Genomic DNA, 18,023 nt, shown 5'->3' on the forward strand with positions numbered 1-18,023 from the left:
AAGTATTTCTTTATGCTTGATTGCATGTGACAAGGGATATTTAAAAATAAATCAAAACAAGCGTGCTTACAAAGCATTTATGCCTGAAACAGCACTTCTCTCACTAATATGCATTCTTACCTACAAAACCTTTAAATAAGGTTAAAAACACAATTTTAACATCTAATGCTAACGACCAATTTTCAATATACCACAGATCGAATTTTACACGCATCTGCATTTTATCAAGTGTATCTGTTTCACCGCGATAGCCACTGACCTGGGCCCATCCAGTAATTCCTGGTTTTACTTTATGGCGCTTCATATAGGATTCAACTAATGCCTTATAATGTTCATTATGCGCCAGTGCATGAGGTCTAGGCCCGACAATTGACATTCTTCCTTGTAAAACATTAAAAAATTGTGGTAACTCATCCAAAGAGGTTTTTCGCAAAAATGCCCCAATCGGAGTTATACGTGTATCATTCTTACTTGCCTGAGTAACTTTTCCAAAGTGCTCATTGTGTACGCGCATCGATCGAAATTTATATACTTTGAACTTTCGACCATTAATACCCGTACGATATTGTTTAAAAATCACAGGTCCTGGAGAAGTAACCTTGATTAAAAAAGCAATGAGAAGACAAATAGGAGAAATAAGTAGACAAATTAAAAATGCTAAAAAAATATCCTCGAGCCGTTTCGCGATCCTAGCTTTGCCCGACATCGGAGAGGCGCTTAGGTCAATAGAATAAAGGCCAACGACCTCACTCACTCGATGATTTAATAGAGGCAAATCGCTCAATTCGGGAAAGAACCGAATTTCAACCGTTTGATAACGCAAAGCATACATTAATTGTTTGATCGTATCGCCCATATTCAGCGGCATACAAATCCATACCTCATGAGCCTTACTAGAAGCAACACGGCGCTCGATTGAGCTTAGTTGTGCCTCCCTAGGCTCCTCACTAAGACGCTGCATACCAGCAATAGAGTAACCCGCGACCTGCTCTCTTCGCATATGTTGAATTGTAGAGCGAAGCGCAGCAGTGGGTCCAACTAAAAAAATTTTTCTTCTCCCGATTCCTCTACGACTATAATTACCAATGATCAATCGAGCAGTTACGCGCCCCATCACGCTCAAGGCAAAGGCAATCCAAAGTGTAGAAAATATCCAAAATCTAGAATAATTTTTCGACACATCAAAGAAAAAAATCAATGAGGAAACAACTGCCGTTAGAGCTAGCCATACCAAAAAAAGATTAAATATCAAATGGCCTAAGCGCTTACTTTGCCAACGATTATAGGCATCGCACTGCGTATTGAACAAAAGCATTAAGAGAATCATCACTACTAATGCCCAGCCAAATCGGTCTTCAAAGTCGGAGGCACCAAATCTCAAAATAAAAGTCCCAATTCCTGCAATAAGCATCGCGATGACATCATAAACCGGACCTAATATGAATAATGGTAAGGCAACTGTTGAATTTCTTCGCTTAATGGAACCCATAATATCCCATCCCCCAATCACCTTCATGAAATCAATGTAATTTGAATTAAATTATATTTTAACGCGAGCGAAAATAGTACTTCAGCGCGTCCAAAACATGAATCCTAAGCGCCTTAGAGGTAAACAAAGCTTTAACACCGCCTCCGCTAGCCCTAATTCCGTCTGATCGCGCCATTAAATCATTATAGAGAATAGTTTTATATCCCAGCATGGCTGCACGACGAGAAAAGTCAGCCTCGCTCATAAACAGGTAAAAATACTCATCAAGTCCATTTAATTTTCTCCACAGCTCACCACGAACGACCCAAAATGAGCTTTGGACCCAATCCACAACATGAAAACCACCATCATCATTTAGGTGTTCGGAATATTCATAGGATCGGATATCATCCCCCATCAAGTGCTGCCCTAGATTACCCATACGTCTAGCTATCTGCACCTTCAAATTGGGGAATCGACGCGCTACTTGTTCACGCTTACCCTCATCATCACATTGGGCTATGCCAACAATTCCTACAGACTCATCACTAGCAATCAGATCAACACATCGAGCTAAGGTATTGGGATCCTCCAATATCACATCAGGATTAAGCAATACTATATAGTCTGCCGAAGCATCAACCGATAAGTTAGTACCGCGAGTATATCCAAGATTAGAGTGCGATCGAAGTAGTGTCACATTTCTCAAAGCCGAGATTTTCTTACTCAAGACAAAGAAATTATCATTACTACAACTATTATCGATAACCGTTGCAATAAGTCTTCCATCAATACGCTGCGCCAGCAGTGCATCTAATGTTTTTTCTACCCTACGTCCCTTAAAATAATCGACAATCGATACATGTATTTTCATTTCATAATCCGCCTATATCTAACTGTCGATTGTTCAGACCAATAAAATATTGATGCACCATCAATAAAGCATGAATTATTTTCCATCCTGGCTTTTTATTTAATGATCATTTTATCTGAGATAGCCAAAATGACTTTTGATAACTCTTCTCTGTAATCGACATTAGAATCCGGAAGTAACTCTAACAGTTTCCTATTGTCTAACATGGAAAATGCAGGACGCCTTGCTGGAGTAGGATAATCTGCTGTACTTAATGCATTAATGATCGGTTTTTTATCTAAAAGGTTTAACCGAACTGCCTCATCAAATATCTCATTTGCAAAGTCAAACCAAGTACAATAAGGAGTATTGCTAAAATGATAAATTCCCCAAGGAACAGTTTCTTGCCGAGATATACGCTCAGCTATTTTCCAAAGAACGGCGGCTATACTAGCAGCAGAAGTGGGTGCACCTCGTTGATCAGCAACAACACCTAACTCGTTACGTTCAACACCCAGTTTCAACATGGTTTTTACAAAATTGTTTCCATGCTCACTAAATACCCAGCTAGTACGGAGAATAAAACTGCTAGAATTAGATTCTAATAAATATTGCTCACCGGCTAACTTACTTTCGCCATAAATACCGGTAGGTCCAACGGAATCTTCTTCACGATAAGGCCTGTCAAGAGTACCATTAAAAACATAATCAGTTGATATATGTAATACAGGTATTCCAAACACCGCAGCTGCTTTTCCTAAGTTAGCAGGACCATCCCGGTTAACCTCATAGGCACGATCAACATCACTTTCGGCTTTATCAACAGCAGTATATGCTGCTGCATTTACGATCAATTCGGGCTGAAACTCGGCGACAGCATTTGCTACAGCTGCTGGTTGGGTGATATCCAACTGGGAAGATCCAAGACCAATGACACTCCAACCAATAGGCACAGCCTTAATTAACTCTTTGCCCACTTGACCTTGAGCACCAGTAACTAGTACTTTCATCGCCCTTTCTCCTGATCAATCAATTCGCGCAATGATGGATTGAGCAAGTCTTTAGCTGAAAGCAAGGGATCCGCAATAGGCCATTCAATTCCTATCTCAGGATCATTCCAGATAAGCGCCCCCTCATCTTGTGGAAAATAATAATCAGTACATTTATATTGAAAATCTGCAATATCGCTAAGGACACAAAAGCCATGAGCGAAACCAGGCGGAACCCACAGCTGACGTTGATTTTCCTCGGTTAACTCCGCACCGACGTATTGGCCAAAAGTAGGTGAATTGGAATTTATATCAACAGCGACATCATAGACCGCCCCGCGACTTACGCGGACCAATTTTCCCTGAGGCCGAGTACGTTGAAAGTGCAATCCGCGCAGTACTCCTTTGCTTGATCGAGACTGGTTATCCTGCACAAACGGCAGCTCTATTCCTACTTCGCGATAACGTTCCAATTGAAAGCTTTCAACAAAAAAACCACGCGCATCACCAAAGACCGTAGGTTCGATGATCAAAACACCCGGCAGCTTGGTTTCAATTACTTTCATCATACGTTCTCCGATTTGCACAGCTGCAGGAGATACTGACCATAACCAGTCTTCTTGAGCTTATCGGCCTCTTCTTTCAGCTGCAAAGCAGAAAGCCATCCCTGACGGTAGGCGATTTCTTCTAGACAAGCGACCTTCAACCCCTGGCGAGCTTCAATAGTCTGAACAAAATGGCTAGCTTCCATCAGAGAATCATGGGTGCCCGTGTCAAGCCAAGCAAACCCCCGCCCCAGTAATCCTACATGTAGTTCGCCCAGTTCAAGATAGGCATTATTGACTGCTGTAATTTCGAGCTCACCACGCTCCGAAGGCCTAACTCCTTTAGCAATCTCAACCACACGGTTGTCGTAAAAATAAAGTCCAGTGACTGCATAGGATGATCGAGGTTTTTCGGGCTTCTCTTCAATTGAAATTGCCTTGCCATTATCGTCGAATTCGACTACGCCAAATCGCTCAGGATCCGCGACATGATAACCAAAGACGGTAGCCCCCGAGGAACGGTCAGCAGCTTCGCGCAGCATCAAACTGAAACTCTGACCATAAAAAATGTTGTCGCCGAGTATTAGACATACACTATCACTACCAATAAATTCAGCACCAATGATAAAAGCTTGAGCTAGACCATCGGGTGAAGGCTGCTCTGCATAATTAAGTTCGATGCCAAATGCAGATCCATCGCCCAACAACTTGCGGAAGTTAGGTAAATCCTCAGGAGTAGAGATAACTAGTACCTCGCGAATGCCAGCGAGCATCAGTACCGAGAGCGGATAATAAATCATCGGCTTGTCATAGATCGGGACAAGCTGTTTAGAGACGCCACGAGTAATCGGATGAAGTCGCGTGCCCGATCCACCAGCTAAAATGATACCTTTCATAGAGCCTCCTAATTATATAAAAACCTGTATGAATATATAATAATATACTATGCAGTAGTACCAAGTCGCCCCAATCTATACTCACCACTGAGTACACGTTGCCACCATTCATCATTATCTAGATACCATTGAACCGTCTTCCGTATTCCACTCTCAAATGTCTCCTGCGGAACCCATCCTAGCTCATTCTTTATTTTTGTGGCATCAATAGCGTAACGCATGTCATGACCAGGTCGATCTTTAACAAAAGTAATTAGATCACGATAATTTTTGACGTCGGTTGGTTTCTTCGGAGCAAGCTCTTCGAGCAAGGCACAAATAGTTTCTACTACTTCAATATTCTTCTTCTCATTGTGCCCGCCGATATTATAGGTTTGTCCTACATTTCCTTTCGTAACTACTTCTACAAGCGCCCTGGCATGATCTTCGACAAAAAGCCAATCACGGATTTGACCGCCATCACCATAAACAGGTAGAGGTTTTCCGTGGATGGCATTAAGTATTATATGAGGAATTAGTTTTTCTGGAAAATGATATGGTCCATAGTTATTTGAGCAATTAGTAACTATCGTCGGCAACCCATAGGTTCTATACCAAGCTCGAACAAGGTGGTCAGAGCTTGCTTTGGATGCAGAATAAGGAGAGCTAGGTGAATAAGGAGTCTGCTCAGTAAAGAGATCATTAGTTCCTTCTAGATCACCGTAAACTTCATCTGTCGAAATATGATGGAAACGAAATTTTTTTTTCTTTTCTTCAGTTAAATTATTCCAATAATGCCTGGCCGCTTCAAGTAAGGAGTATGTTCCTACGACGTTTGTTTGAATAAACTCACCAGGCCCGTCTATGGATCTGTCTACATGTGACTCTGCAGCTAAATGCATAATTGCATCGGGACAGTTCTTGTTTATAACGTCACACATTAATTCATAATCACAAATGTCTATCTTATAGAATATATATCTTTCATCGCCATTAAAATCTTTTAAAGAATCTATATTACCAGCATATGTCAAGGAGTCAATATTAATCACTTGATGATCGGTATTTTTTATTATATGTCGCACAACAGCAGATCCAATAAACCCAGCGCCGCCAGTAACTATGATTTTCATTAGAGATCCCTTAATCTATAGATATGAAATTACTTAAATAGAATATAACTATTTATAGTCAAATGTTTCGTCGCAATTTGCACATGAAAATTTAACTGTGCCGTCTTGATACACAGTTGGCTCTTTCACTCCATTAAACTCCGATCCCCTTGGATCTATATATTCCATTTTAATATTGTCATCTTTTGTATAATCAATCCTCTGCCCATTATTATTACTTGGAATGCCTGAAAAGGCTATCACTGAACCATTATCAAAAAACGCAGCATAAGAATACTGAGGTAGCCGAACATCTCCAAAACTGGGGATAGAGACTACTTTCTCTGAGATACCTCTGTTAACAACAATGTTGAACCCATTTCGGTAACGAATATGCGTATAATTTTGAGCTTCCATCGATTCATATTCATTACGCAACCACACCTGATCCAGAGGTAACCATTCATTTCCCGTATAGTGAAGAATACTATCCACACCTTGCCCAAGATAGTATGCTTGAATCACACCCGTCGTCATATACTCGGATAATACTTTTATTTTTTTTAACCATGGATAGAAATAAATATAACCAGCATTTCCATACAAAATGGTCGTCGATCTATAATCATCTGAATATGGAGAATAAACACTATTATATTTTATATTTCCTTCTCTAAGTTTATTCCCTTGATATGGGGGTGCAAAATAAAATCGATATCCTAACCCGACACCGTAAGCAACTGCCAAATTATGGAGTCGCATTAATTTATAGTCAGGAATCAAAAATCTGGAGTGTCCCGAAAAGAGCCCATAATCACCACCATCTACATATCCCAGCAAATATTCTGAATTTAAACTTTCAGATAACAATGGCCCGTTAATACCATGTTTAATGGTATTAGCCAGCTCAGTAAGGTTGTTCCTAACAGCCCCCACACCGATATAATTAAGGATGGTAGAATAATCTATATATGGAAATCCCCCGCCCCCCGAAGACAATTGATCGGAAAAGGTGGCATTTGTCATGAACCCATCTTTTATATTGCGCTCCTGTTGTTCCGCAATATTGCCAACTTGACTCAATGATGTATGCCATTTTTCATTGTTATATGCATCTATGGCGCGATTACTCTTCTGTATCTTTGGTAATGAATTATTCTTAAACACTAAATAATTAGTACGAAGACCAATCAATTCATTGTTATCTATTGCATCACTTACCCATTCTTTTAATGCAACTTTAGAGCCTAAATTTTCATTTACTTCTAAAACATTTGGCACATAGCTTAACGGCTGATGTGAATCAAACCCACCTTCTTGCCAATTCTGTATGATTGTAATATTGTTAATTGATTTTGGCAAAAACAATAATATCCAATCGTTTAATTTATGTCCTAACTCGAACTCCCCTCCCCAGAAATCTAGGTATACAGTATTTTTTAATTTTTCATAATACTGACTTCTTTCATTATCCAATACAGGAACCGCTTTCCATAAATCAGGAGAAAAATTTAAATACAGTGTTTCATTTATAGGTAAGTCTCGTTGTTCCGTAGGATTAAAAAAAATCGTTCCATCCCATCCACGAGATGACATTGTATCTGAGTATAATTGTGGGAAATTAATTTCATTAATATCGATGCTATCACTGGAATGATTTTTCCCATCATTATAAATATTAACTGAATCAGGATTTTTCGATACGACTGAAGAACCGTTTAAATCCCAATACGGGTATATCCATATTTTCATATCATTATTATAAAATAGATTATTTCTATTCCTGCCAGGATAACTCTCTATTTCACGCGTAGGTATAGTATAACCCAATAATGAAACATCATCTTCCACTTTATTAAATTGCATGCCATATAAATAAAAATTTTCTTTATTGGGAAAAGAAACGTTTATTGCTAACTTGCTTTCCGTTAACTTTATTTTCATTTCCCATTTTGTTATTTCTCCATTTATTGTCGTTACTAGCTCTGTGACAATATCTTGTGATTGTTGATTCTCTTCTAATACTTCCGTATTTGATTCGTCTATTATTATTTTCCTTAACCGTTCATTCCCGTTTATTTTAATCCACCATACTATTTCTTCAAACAAATCCATACTATTATTAGTTGAAATTTGAGATAGTCTATAACTAGGAAAATTAGTGGTTAATATATATGACTCATTTGCAGTGCTTACTTCTGCATAAGCATGAGTTATTGGCGACACTAAAAGTATTAAAAATAACATAATATTATAAAACATCTTCAAAACACCTTTATAAATAACAGTAATAATTGCTTCCGCTATATTATTCGTCTATGTCTCCTGTAAACTTTACACTATGCATCTCTGCTTGTCAGAATATTCAGTGGATGTGGCAACAAAAATGAAAAACCATGGCAATAAATACTGGGCCATTAAGTCAAATTATTAAAATAATTTAACTTGTCCTTATCAACACAAGAGACCAAGAGTACACTTCATAATTTTGAAATAGCCCGGCCCTCAGACCTGATATATGGAAAAATCATACCCAATGAATTTTAGTCTATTGCAGAACCGCTTACACTCGAGCCGGTTCCCCAGCCTCAGTGTATGGTCTAAGGGTGTAGGTGATTGTGGTATCAACCTATGTCTGCGGAGGACCCATAGCTTACCCACGCGCCACGACCACGCACGCCATCCGAAAAAAATACGGCGATCGAAGGCTTCGGTCGCGGCTTTGAGCCGCTGCTATGGCCTCAATCCCGAGACCGTTCGTAAATGGCGTGCACGGGACTCGGTCGAGGACGTGGCCATGGGACCCCAATGCCCTCGCTCACACTCCTTGGCACCGCTGGAGCAAAACGCGGCGCTCGAGTTTCGTCGACGAACCTTGCTCCCACTCGATGATTGTCTGTACGCCTTGCAGCGATTCAGCCCGCACATGACCCGGGCGACTCTACCAGTGTCATGGCATCAGCCGGCTGCCGAAAGACAGCCATGAACAGCCTACCCCCAAACGCTTCAAAGCCTATCCGATTGGTTATCTGCACATCGATTTCAGCGATATCCGCACCGGCGAAGGCAAGGCTTATCTGTTCATTGTAATTGTAATGACCCAGCACTTCTTGCACAGGTCAGGCCGCTAAAGCGTATGCCTCGGCGGGTGTCTTCATGCCCAGCGCCTGATGCGGCCGCCGGTAGTTGTAGAACTGGATCCAGTCGCTGATCACGCGCATCGCATGCTGTTGGCTTTCGAAGCGATGGCGGTGGGCGCATTGCTCTTTCAGCGTGCGGATGACGCGTTCAACCAAGCCGTTCTGCTGTGGACAGTGCGCGGGGTAATGAACTCCTGCCGCAGGCCATAGCTGCGCACCGGGCACGTGTAGTGACGGCTGGTGAAGACCAATCCGTTATTCGAGCGCAGCAGGAACGGTTCGGGGACGCGGCCGAGCGTACCGAAGCGCGTGATCAACGCCTGCTCCAGAGCCGCTGCCGCCGTCGTCGCACGGCCGGTTCGCGACAGGTGCCAGCCCAGCAGTTGCCGAGTGTGACAATCGATCACCAGCGCCAGGGTGAGCCAGCTATCGCGGCCGCCCCAGATCCGGCACAGATCGGTCGCCCAACGCTGGTTCGGTGCCGACGCCACCGATGGCAGTGCCTGGATGCGGGGACGCATGCCCACAGCGCGCTTGCGCACCTGCCAGCCCATCAACTGGAAGATCCGTTGCACCGTGTTCTTGTTCATACCCAGCAAGCCGGCGACCGTACGATAGCCGAATGAGGGCTCGGCCTCGATCAGCTGCTTGATCGGGTCGGCCAGCTCCGGCCGCACCGCCGGTGCAGCCTTCACCGGCCGGTAGTAAACCGTCCGACGCGGCACGTCGAACCAGCGGCACAACTGCGACATCGAGACCGCCACGCCGTCATTGCGCAGTCCCTGCTGGATCGTGACCATCAGGTCTCTTCCTTGCCCAGCAGGGACGCCAATTTTTTTCGGGCACGCAGCTCCAGCATCGCCTCGCCATACGCCTCCTGCAGATCCTTGAGCTGCCGCTCGTACTGCTCGCGCACGTCTTTTGGCTTGGCACGCAGCGCGTTCTCCATCCCGCGCTTGCCGTCATCGACCCAGCTCTTGATCTCTGATGGCGGCAAGTCGAACTGCGACTCGCCTCCGACACAGTGGTCTTGCCCTGGATGATCTCCAGCACCAGCGCCGACTTCCGGCGTGCTGTCCAACGCTTGATATCTTCTTCCATTACCGCGCTCATCGGTGTCTCCTCGAAAAGGTTACACTTGAGCAGGAAATCACTGGGGCATTACATCGTCGCCGTCGATCATACCTCGAAGTTCGAGCGCACCAAGCTGAATCGCCAAGCGGGCCGGGACGAGGCCGCTGCCTTTCTCGAATAAACGCTGGCCCAACTACCGTACCTCGTCCACACGGTACTGACCGATAACGGTGTGCAGTTCGCCAAGCGACCGGGGACCGAGACCTACAAACCCCATCGTTTCGATCTCATTTGTCACCGGCATCGCATCGAGCATCGGCTGATCCAGGCCTATCATCCATGGACCAACGGTCAGGTCGAGCGGATGAACCGGACGCTGAAGGAGGCTACGACGCAGGCCTTCCACTACGCCCGCCTGGACGAGCTGTCAGCACATCTGAAGGAGTATCTCTGGGCTTACAATAGCGCTCGTCCCTTGAGAGCATTGAAAGGCATGACCCCGGTTGGATTCATCCTCGATCAATGGCAACGTGATCCAATTCAGTTTCATCACAACCCTGAACATTACTTTCCGGGACCATACACCTATGTGAACAATATTAAATCCTTACATTTTGCGATCAAACACTTAGCCCTATTTTTCTAAGAATCTCACATAAGTCCATTTTAATGCTGAAACCGCAGAATATATTGAGACATTTTTTATATTAAGAAGAAATTCATTTCTGGCAGAAATTAATCTAAGTTTTTTAGGAACATCAACTCTATTTTTGTTCCATCCCCTTCCGTGATAAGCATTAAGTTCTGGAAATATTCGTAATCTATATTGCTTTTTCCGAAATCGAATTGATAAATCAATATCTTCTTTATATGCAAAGAAACGTTTATCAAAAATTCCATGCATGTCTTCCACATTAATCAATGCAGAGACTCGACATATCATTAAAGCACCACAAATTCCCGGAGGTTCTACTTCTTGTGAAATAGCTTTATTATTTATAGGCTTTCCTTGCCGTTTGTCATACCATTTTCCAGTCCAAGTTCTATAAATTCCGCAAGAATCAAACATCCCTGTTGGCTTATTTTCTTTAAAATCGTAGCCCAATAAATATCCAGAAAAAATACCAATATCACAATGACTATCTTTCTCAATTAATTTTAAGCTATTATTTAACCAGTCCTTTGGAAGGATAATATCTGGATTTAAAAAAACAACAAAATCATAGTTTTTCCATTCCATCACTTCTAAACCATAATTATTTCCTTCACAAAAACCTAAATTATTTTTAGGAGTCACTAATTTTATTGATTTATATTTTTCAACAACACATGCATCAACTTTGCCATCATTATCAACAATAATAATATTAATAATATTATCATTTTTTTCACATACATCTTCCACTTGCGGAAGCAGTGAATTTAAATTTTGATAAAGAAGTTTTTCACTATTGTAATTCACTATAACAAACAAAATTTTCATATTAGTTTTTCCTTATAACTACAGTTTTGCTAAATATGTAAAAAAACACAATCTGAAATATGATCGGAAGATATAACCAGAAGTTAATAAAAAAAGACATCATAAAACAGAAAAAGAAAACGCTACCTGAACATATCCAAAAATAACTACTTTCCTTCTTAATTTTGTTGAAAATAAAATAACCTATGAAATTCACTGTAATAGAAAATATAATCACCCACGCAATCCCCATATCCAAATAAAGCGAATAGATATAAGATGCAACATTAAAATTCAATACTTCCAGTACATTAATATACTCACCGTCTGGTCTTAAAAAGGACGGCACAAGTCTTGAAAATGAAGAAAAGTCGAAAAAAGGAGCACCTGGGGCTTGCAGCAAATTATCTAAATTCAGTATATTGAAATAACTATACGAATATAACCAAATTATACTTGCTGGCAAAAATTCAAAATCGCTCTTAATTCTAGCAATATCTCGAATATTTCCGGATCTCATTTCACCCACAATAGAAAACAACACTAATACAATACATGTTATAGTGATGATCTTGCCCCATCCTATTCTCTTCCTACAGATACAGTATACAAACAAACTTTCTATTAACAGAGACATTACATTTTGCCTTGTGACAAAAAGCAGGAATACGGCAATTATTAATATATATATATATATATATTTAGACTGCCCATTTTTAATGTAAAAATATATTGCAGTGACGCCAAGTGCATTTGAATATGCCAAGAAAAAACCATATAATCCTGGCAAACCGAAATTTTTATAATCACTTCCTCCGCCCGATAACATTGATAACAAAGGTATGTAACCGGAAATAGCAACATTGGCCAACGCCATTATCATAAAGATCATTACATATAAATTAAACCATCTAGTGAATGCATTTTCCTTTACCCCTATTTCGTAGCGCGGTGAAACTGCTGGAGAAAACACAATAAAATTAATAAATATGCATGAACCACAAATGATCACTGTTATTGGATTCACATCTCTAGAGAAATCAGATATATTTAATGTACTAAAAAACAAAACCAAAATCCAGCCGATTGAAAAGGCAAATGGCAAACTCAAGTAATTATTTCTATAAAAGCCAATTATGGATATTAACATGAACATGCATAGATAAATTGATAATACAGAAGCAGCCGCATTAAATGCATATGCCATCAAGAAAAAAATTATAGCTCCAACAAGAGCATAGACTCTTGAGATCGCAAAAAAATAGGTACTATTTTTATGATTTAACAAAGCACTATTTGAACTCATTCAGCACCCCACAATAATGTCTGTAAAAGGACTCGATATGTACAAATGTTTTTATAATTATTTTTAACATAAAAGCATGTTAGGTTTTGTACGAAATTCCGCACGTAGGCGACATTCTATGCAAGCCGAGCATACCTTGGCAACTAAGGGCCAGCTTGTCATAGCGCGTGCCGATTAGGCGTAGTTACCTGAGCCAGCCAAAGCACCTTTCGATGACATTGCGTCCACGATATTTCTTGTGCTGTACGATGACCAGCTTCATCCGGTGTCGGTCGCAATATCGGAGCAATTCATCGCTGTCGTAGCTCTTGTCTGCCATGAAATAGCGGCAGAGCTTTTGGCCGGTCCATGTTTACCGGCAGACAAATCGTTTCCATGGAGAGAATAACATGACAAGAGTCGGTGTCCTGGCCTGATGATAAAGTGAAGGCCAGTGACCATTCATGTCGGTCACAGACCAGGCAAATCTTATGGGGGCCAAGCCGCCCCGGTTTGCAGCCGCACATGGCTTCCCGGTTCGCCCCCCCCCCCTTTTTTACGCCTCTTGAGGCGGCTTTTCGCACGAACGGCCATGGAATCGATCATCCAGATACCCAAATCCAGCAGGCCATCCTCACGAAGCCTGAGCAGAAAGACGCGCCAGCAACGCCGCCGTTGCGCTACTGACACAAGTGCGCGTACACAGTGATTCCAGGGCCATAGCCGTTCGTTTTGGCAAGTCGTGCCATTTGACCCTCGCACAGGATCTACAAGGCCCCGTTCAATACCTGGCGGTCATCCCGTCTGGCTGCCCTTTTCCTTGGGGCGGAGAAACGATGTCCTTGGTCAATGACCAACGGCTCTCAGATAGTTCGTAACGTCCTGCCATATCTCATATATACTACTGTGGCATAAAAAATTAGCAGAAGCGATTTTGAGTACGAAAACTAGTAAACATGACTTTTATAATCGCGCACATGAAGGAACATCACCGCAGTTAAAATTATCCTTGTCAATGGCAATTATGACCCAACGCAATTCTATCACAGACCTGCCCTCGGATCATTCACAGCACACTGTGCGGAAAATCGTTGAACATCTTGCCTTCAGCCACCGAGGTCAACTCCAGAAGTTTAGACCAAAATATGCTGATCGAATATTCTACGTGGGATAACCAGTATCTATTGGTCTATTAAATAGATAATAGAATTATCTTTAAATGGTTAATGCTTAAAATAAAAATAAAGCTAAGAAGTTTATTTTAAGGAAATTATCAAGCTCTTATTAAGAGCTAAGAATATTCGACAATCTAGGAATTTATCTACGAATTAAACTTTTCGCCATTATTTTAGATAAATTAACAGAATGTTTTTTATAAGTATCTTTTATTGTCGCCAGTTTTATAAGATCCTTCACACCTCGATGGACCGCATAAGATGTGATAGCGCGATCTTCATTATCTAGTAAATCACTATTTTTTTCTATTAAAAATGAGTATGCACTACTATGTTTCCCAGATAACGAAACTCTATTTATTTGATTATCATCATGCATAATATATGTAGGTTCTTTAATTCTTAAAAAACTACCAAACCTACGAGACAATCTCAACCAAACATTCCAATCCTGATATTTTTTAAAAGAAGGATCAAACCCTCCTATTTTCTTAATTTTCCATAATTCTGTAAACACTTGATTAGTGGCTTGGTTAATTAAAATCAAGTCCTTATAATCGAATAACTTATCTTTTTTAGAGTTGTAAAAAATCGATTCCTTGTTTTCCCCCTTAATAATGAAATCAGAGCAAACGAAACTAAGATCAGTCCGATATGCTCTTATCAGACGCTCTATTCTATCTGGTAAAAACTCATCATCATCATCCAACCCTGTTACATAGCGCCCAGAAGCTACATTTATTGCCTTGTTTCGTGCTACACAAGCACCTTGAGGGAAATCATTTCTGATCAAAATGAATCTTTCATCTTTTTCATATAATTTTTCCAAGTTACTATATGTACCATCAGTACTACCATCATCACAAACGATCACCTCAATATTATGATATGTTTGAGACAGACATGAATTTACAGCTTTTACTACCAAATTTTTCCTATTATGTGTTGGCACATAAATTGATACTTTTTCCATACCTTGGCTTTCTCCGTGAGATAAACTTTATTTATTAAGAATCCTTTGCATTTCTTTAGTTATTAAACTCGTATTGGATTTACTCACTTTATCGTACTGTTCTATTATTGAATGCCTCTTTCCGAACAAAATATTTATTTTTTGCGCTATATTTTCATCATGAATATCAATAATTGTATGCGCTAAACCGTTGTCATTTAAAATGCCGATTATTTTTTTATTATCCCTCTTTATTATTAACGGGATAGGGAGTGTTTTATTTTTGCCCGCTAATAATAAAACATGTAATCTATTGCTAATAATGCAATATGCTTTTTTATAAACCAAATTTGCATCTTCTAATAATAATTTTTCATCGATGAATGAAATATTAATTCCTTTTTCGGCACATTTATCTTTTAAAGATTCGTAAATTTCGCAACATGCTTGACGATCATATAAAACCTGATACGTTAATATAATTTTTTGTCCTCTAAAAACATCAAAAGAAATTAATTCATTTAATTGTTTTTGAAATATACCAAGGTAATTACTATCGTGCTCAGTTCCGTTTACATTTGCCCTGAAACTTATTACTACTGCATTCTCTAAACTTTCAATATCAAAGCGAAATGGTTTTTTACTTTCATTCGGCTGATAAGTCCAAGCATAGTCTGGAGAATATCTTAAGTTTTTTATTCCTATATTTTCCGCTAGTTGCTGGGACTGCTTATCCCTGACTCCATATGCACAATATATATTTGATATTATTTTTTCAGAAATTGCATTACATGTGTCAAAAGGACCTATTGAAAACCCAGCTCGAATAATATTTATTCCAAACATTCTGTATATGAAAAACCTACTTGCTTTAACAATACTCCCAGCAGCCGATCTAAGCCCTTTACGGGTTATGTGTCCAGGAGGTAACACATAATAAACATTAGTGTACGGATTTTTATTCCCGCTTTTTTTTATATATTTTAACACTCCACCTTTATTACTCTCCTTTAACCTGACATCATTCTCATTCGATATTTGTTCTACAAACCAAGATGGCGTATATGTATCATTTATCACAATATCACCATATCTTCTATACATATCTAGTGCAGCTTTGTTTATTAATAAATCTCCAGTATTTTCAATCTGACCTGCGGGCTCAAATATAAACAGATTCTTCATTTATCACCTATTGAGATATTGCTCGTAGTTTAACAAATTTAATGATTTTATATGTCGTAACGAAATAATGCGATGTTAAAAATAAACTATACAGGCAAATCACAACATATAACTCTATCGCTATCAGGTGCGGTAATAAAAAAATCACTATTACGCCAAGAGCACGAACTGTATTAATCTTGAAAAAGAGTTTTTGTTGATCAAATACACTTAGTACGTTCATTATTGGATTAGCTATGAACTGCCCAACCAAAGTTAGCGCTAATATCCGCGCTATTTCCCCTGCATGCTCCCATTGGCTACCAAACACCACAGAAAATAGAATTGGTCCAAACATAACAAGGCATGCACAGGGAGCTGACACCAGCATAAGCGACTTTAATATGAGATTTTTACTTAATCTATAAATCTTTAATGGATTGTGCTTTCCAATTTTCGATACCTCTGCATAATAAACTTGTCCCAATGATTGAGCGACCAACATGACGGGCAGTGACACTACTGTCATTGCAAGAGATAACTGACCTGCGGTATTTAGTCCGTAGAAATAGCTCGACAACAATAATGGGGCCTGCATTGACAGTACTAGCATCACTTGTGCAGGCATTCTATAAATGGGAAAATCAATATATGCGAAAATTAATAACTTATATTTTTTCAAAGAAAAAGGTTTGGCGATTTTAAAACATGAAATTACACCTTTAATTAACAGTTGCACACCACCAATCTGATTGATTATCTGTCCAATCAAAAGTCCTATATTATACCAGGAGGTCATGCCAATCAGAATTTTACTTAGCGAACCTGAAAAATTTTGAGTGACGTTGGCCATTGCCAGTAGCCTGAAACTTTTCTCTCTGATTGCCCACATGCTCAGGCATTCAAAGAGAGCGACAGATAAAAACGATAGAACTAAAAGATACCAATAATTATAAAGTAATGGTGCATTTAACAAATTAAATATAATCTCCCCTTGCCAATACAGAATACCGCCGAAGAGGATGGACTGAAGCAGAGCTATTACTATGCTGATCACAAAAATATACATAGCCAGTTTTTTTGAATTCGGTAATGGTATCGCATAACAATATCTCAATGAGCTAATGGTACCCATCATTGCAGTGGCACTTACAAAAATAGCATATAATCCATAAGTTTCAGGGTCATATATCCTCGTAATTATGGGAATGCTCATTAATGCAATTACTTTACCAAGCGCGGCCCCGCCCATTAATGTTAGTGCATTCTTAAAAAATACTTTCTGCGAGTTCCCATTGTTTATCTTTCCCATAAAAATGCACCTTAACAAATGCAGTTCGCCTTAATGATATTAAACATATTTTTTATACATTACCTTGCATTCTTGTTTTGAAACGCACGATTTTAACTTATAACAATAAGAAAAATTATTATATATGCAATAACGTTTTTTGAAACGCCGATACGCCAGCATTGATCAGTACAGACCAGGCTAGTCATCACAGAGGCCGCGCATCCGCTCTGGATTCCGGCGACCGTATTGATGCGCGAAATCGAGGACCAGGGCTATCCCGGTGGCATCAGCCAGCTCAGGTGTTATCTGGCACCGTTCAAGCGCCAGCCAGAGGAGCCGTTGATTCGCTTTGAAACGCCCCCTGGCAAGCAGCTGCAGGTCGACTTCACTACGATTCGCCGCGGATGCACGCCTCTCAAGGCCTTCGTGGCCATGCTGGGCTACAGTCGCGCAACCTTCGTGCGCTTCTCCGAGCGTGAGGACAGCGATGCCTGGCTAACAGGACTTCGGGAAGCCTTCATCTACTTTGGCTGCGTAGCGGAAGAAGCGCTGTTCGACAATGCCGGCACGATCATCACCGAGCGAGACGCCTACGGCGAGGGTCGGCACCGCTGGCATCCAGCACTGGCCGCACT

Annotated in this window: 16 protein-coding genes and 1 pseudogene; 2 read left to right on the forward strand and 15 right to left on the reverse strand. The window is 40.4% G+C overall.

Annotated elements, in window-relative coordinates; translation table 11 throughout:
* Positions 1-103: 103 nt before the first annotated feature.
* From Q376_RS22545 to Q376_RS22565, 10 genes are all read right to left on the reverse strand, one after another.
* Complete coding sequence (locus tag Q376_RS22545; RefSeq protein ID WP_043447875.1) at positions 104-1,489, reverse strand: undecaprenyl-phosphate glucose phosphotransferase; 1,386 nt, start codon at positions 1,487-1,489, stop codon at positions 104-106.
* A 58-nt stretch (positions 1,490-1,547) separates the two neighbouring features.
* Entirely contained in the window at positions 1,548-2,342 is a 795-nt protein-coding gene (locus Q376_RS24390; RefSeq protein ID WP_081803533.1) for a glycosyltransferase family protein, read from the reverse strand.
* A gap of 95 nt (positions 2,343-2,437) precedes the next feature.
* Entirely contained in the window at positions 2,438-3,331 is an 894-nt protein-coding gene (gene rfbD, locus Q376_RS24035; RefSeq protein ID WP_052365214.1) for a dTDP-4-dehydrorhamnose reductase, read from the reverse strand.
* Positions 3,328-3,876, reverse strand: a complete 549-nt coding sequence (gene rfbC, locus Q376_RS24040) for a dTDP-4-dehydrorhamnose 3,5-epimerase (RefSeq protein ID WP_052365221.1) — start codon at positions 3,874-3,876, stop codon at positions 3,328-3,330. Before rfbC ends, rfbD begins: the two co-directional genes overlap by 4 nt.
* On the reverse strand, positions 3,876-4,751 hold the full coding sequence (rfbA, locus tag Q376_RS22550) for a glucose-1-phosphate thymidylyltransferase RfbA (protein ID WP_043447716.1): 876 nt from the start codon (positions 4,749-4,751) through the stop codon (positions 3,876-3,878). The genes rfbC and rfbA overlap by 1 nt, the downstream gene beginning before the upstream one ends.
* A 47-nt stretch (positions 4,752-4,798) precedes the next feature.
* Complete coding sequence (rfbB, locus tag Q376_RS22555) at positions 4,799-5,863, reverse strand: dTDP-glucose 4,6-dehydratase (RefSeq protein WP_043447720.1); 1,065 nt, start codon at positions 5,861-5,863, stop codon at positions 4,799-4,801.
* A 48-nt stretch (positions 5,864-5,911) separates the two neighbouring features.
* Positions 5,912-8,104 carry a hypothetical protein gene (locus Q376_RS24860; protein ID WP_155834341.1) on the reverse strand — a complete coding sequence of 731 codons (2,193 nt, stop codon included), beginning with the start codon at positions 8,102-8,104 and terminating at the stop codon, positions 5,912-5,914.
* 857 nt (positions 8,105-8,961) lie between these two features.
* Complete coding sequence (locus Q376_RS25400; RefSeq protein WP_027350627.1) at positions 8,962-9,138, reverse strand: integrase core domain-containing protein; 177 nt, start codon at positions 9,136-9,138, stop codon at positions 8,962-8,964.
* A complete protein-coding gene (locus tag Q376_RS22560) occupies positions 9,111-9,782 on the reverse strand; it encodes a DDE-type integrase/transposase/recombinase (protein WP_245598947.1) in 672 nt (223 codons plus the stop codon). The genes Q376_RS25400 and Q376_RS22560 overlap by 28 nt, the downstream gene beginning before the upstream one ends.
* On the reverse strand, positions 9,782-10,063 hold the full coding sequence (locus tag Q376_RS22565; protein WP_211266664.1) for a hypothetical protein: 282 nt from the start codon (positions 10,061-10,063) through the stop codon (positions 9,782-9,784). Before Q376_RS22565 ends, Q376_RS22560 begins: the two co-directional genes overlap by 1 nt.
* A 225-nt stretch (positions 10,064-10,288) precedes the next feature.
* Here Q376_RS22565 and Q376_RS24395 point away from each other — a divergent pair, with 225 nt between their 5' ends.
* Complete coding sequence (locus Q376_RS24395) at positions 10,289-10,702, forward strand: integrase core domain-containing protein (protein ID WP_162177906.1); 414 nt, start codon at positions 10,289-10,291, stop codon at positions 10,700-10,702.
* Here the strand turns inward: Q376_RS24395 and Q376_RS24400 are convergent.
* The 5 genes from Q376_RS24400 to Q376_RS24425 all read right to left on the reverse strand — a co-directional run bounded on the left by Q376_RS24400 (position 10,691) and on the right by Q376_RS24425 (position 17,406).
* On the reverse strand, positions 10,691-11,539 hold the full coding sequence (locus Q376_RS24400) for a glycosyltransferase family 2 protein (protein WP_081803535.1): 849 nt from the start codon (positions 11,537-11,539) through the stop codon (positions 10,691-10,693). The genes Q376_RS24395 and Q376_RS24400 overlap by 12 nt on opposite strands.
* 1 nt (position 11,540) lies before the next feature.
* Positions 11,541-12,824 carry an O-antigen polymerase gene (locus tag Q376_RS24405; protein WP_081803536.1) on the reverse strand — a complete coding sequence of 428 codons (1,284 nt, stop codon included), beginning with the start codon at positions 12,822-12,824 and terminating at the stop codon, positions 11,541-11,543.
* A 1,296-nt stretch (positions 12,825-14,120) separates the two neighbouring features.
* Positions 14,121-14,951 (reverse strand): glycosyltransferase, encoded by an 831-nt coding sequence (locus Q376_RS24415; protein WP_081803537.1) that lies wholly within the window; start codon positions 14,949-14,951, stop codon positions 14,121-14,123.
* 27 nt (positions 14,952-14,978) lie between these two features.
* Positions 14,979-16,115, reverse strand: coding sequence for a polysaccharide pyruvyl transferase family protein (locus Q376_RS24420; protein ID WP_081803538.1), 1,137 nt, complete (start codon positions 16,113-16,115; stop codon positions 14,979-14,981).
* Between the two features lie 7 nt (positions 16,116-16,122).
* On the reverse strand, positions 16,123-17,406 hold the full coding sequence (locus tag Q376_RS24425; RefSeq protein WP_081803539.1) for a lipopolysaccharide biosynthesis protein: 1,284 nt from the start codon (positions 17,404-17,406) through the stop codon (positions 16,123-16,125).
* Between the two features lie 195 nt (positions 17,407-17,601).
* On the opposite strand from Q376_RS24425, the pseudogene Q376_RS22575 reads away from it, so the two are divergent.
* Positions 17,602-18,023, forward strand: a pseudogene (locus Q376_RS22575) (DDE-type integrase/transposase/recombinase); the annotation flags it as partial.

The organism is Halotalea alkalilenta DSM 17697 (assembly GCF_000621205.1).
GTDB lineage: Bacteria > Pseudomonadota > Gammaproteobacteria > Pseudomonadales > Halomonadaceae > Halotalea > Halotalea alkalilenta.

Excerpts from the sequence above, each read along its gene's own strand:
- Q376_RS24420 (WP_081803538.1), bottom strand. The coding sequence starts at position 16,115 with ATGAAGAATCTGTTTATATTTGAGCCCGCAGGTCAGATTGAAAATACT.
- Q376_RS24415 (WP_081803537.1), bottom strand. The coding sequence starts at position 14,951 with ATGGAAAAAGTATCAATTTATGTGCCAACACATAATAGGAAAAATTTG.
- Q376_RS24425 (WP_081803539.1), bottom strand. The coding sequence starts at position 17,406 with ATGGGAAAGATAAACAATGGGAACTCGCAGAAAGTATTTTTTAAGAAT.
- rfbD (WP_052365214.1), bottom strand. The coding sequence starts at position 3,331 with ATGAAAGTACTAGTTACTGGTGCTCAAGGTCAAGTGGGCAAAGAGTTA.
- Q376_RS24390 (WP_081803533.1), bottom strand. The coding sequence starts at position 2,342 with ATGAAAATACATGTATCGATTGTCGATTATTTTAAGGGACGTAGGGTA.
- rfbA (WP_043447716.1), bottom strand. The coding sequence starts at position 4,751 with ATGAAAGGTATCATTTTAGCTGGTGGATCGGGCACGCGACTTCATCCG.
- Q376_RS22545 (WP_043447875.1), bottom strand. The coding sequence starts at position 1,489 with ATGGGTTCCATTAAGCGAAGAAATTCAACAGTTGCCTTACCATTATTC.
- Q376_RS24860 (WP_155834341.1), bottom strand. The coding sequence starts at position 8,104 with ATGTTTTATAATATTATGTTATTTTTAATACTTTTAGTGTCGCCAATA.
- rfbC (WP_052365221.1), bottom strand. The coding sequence starts at position 3,876 with ATGAAAGTAATTGAAACCAAGCTGCCGGGTGTTTTGATCATCGAACCT.
- Q376_RS24400 (WP_081803535.1), bottom strand. The coding sequence starts at position 11,539 with ATGAAAATTTTGTTTGTTATAGTGAATTACAATAGTGAAAAACTTCTT.
- Q376_RS22560 (WP_245598947.1), bottom strand. The coding sequence starts at position 9,782 with ATGGTCACGATCCAGCAGGGACTGCGCAATGACGGCGTGGCGGTCTCG.
- rfbB (WP_043447720.1), bottom strand. The coding sequence starts at position 5,863 with ATGAAAATCATAGTTACTGGCGGCGCTGGGTTTATTGGATCTGCTGTT.
- Q376_RS24405 (WP_081803536.1), bottom strand. The coding sequence starts at position 12,824 with ATGAGTTCAAATAGTGCTTTGTTAAATCATAAAAATAGTACCTATTTT.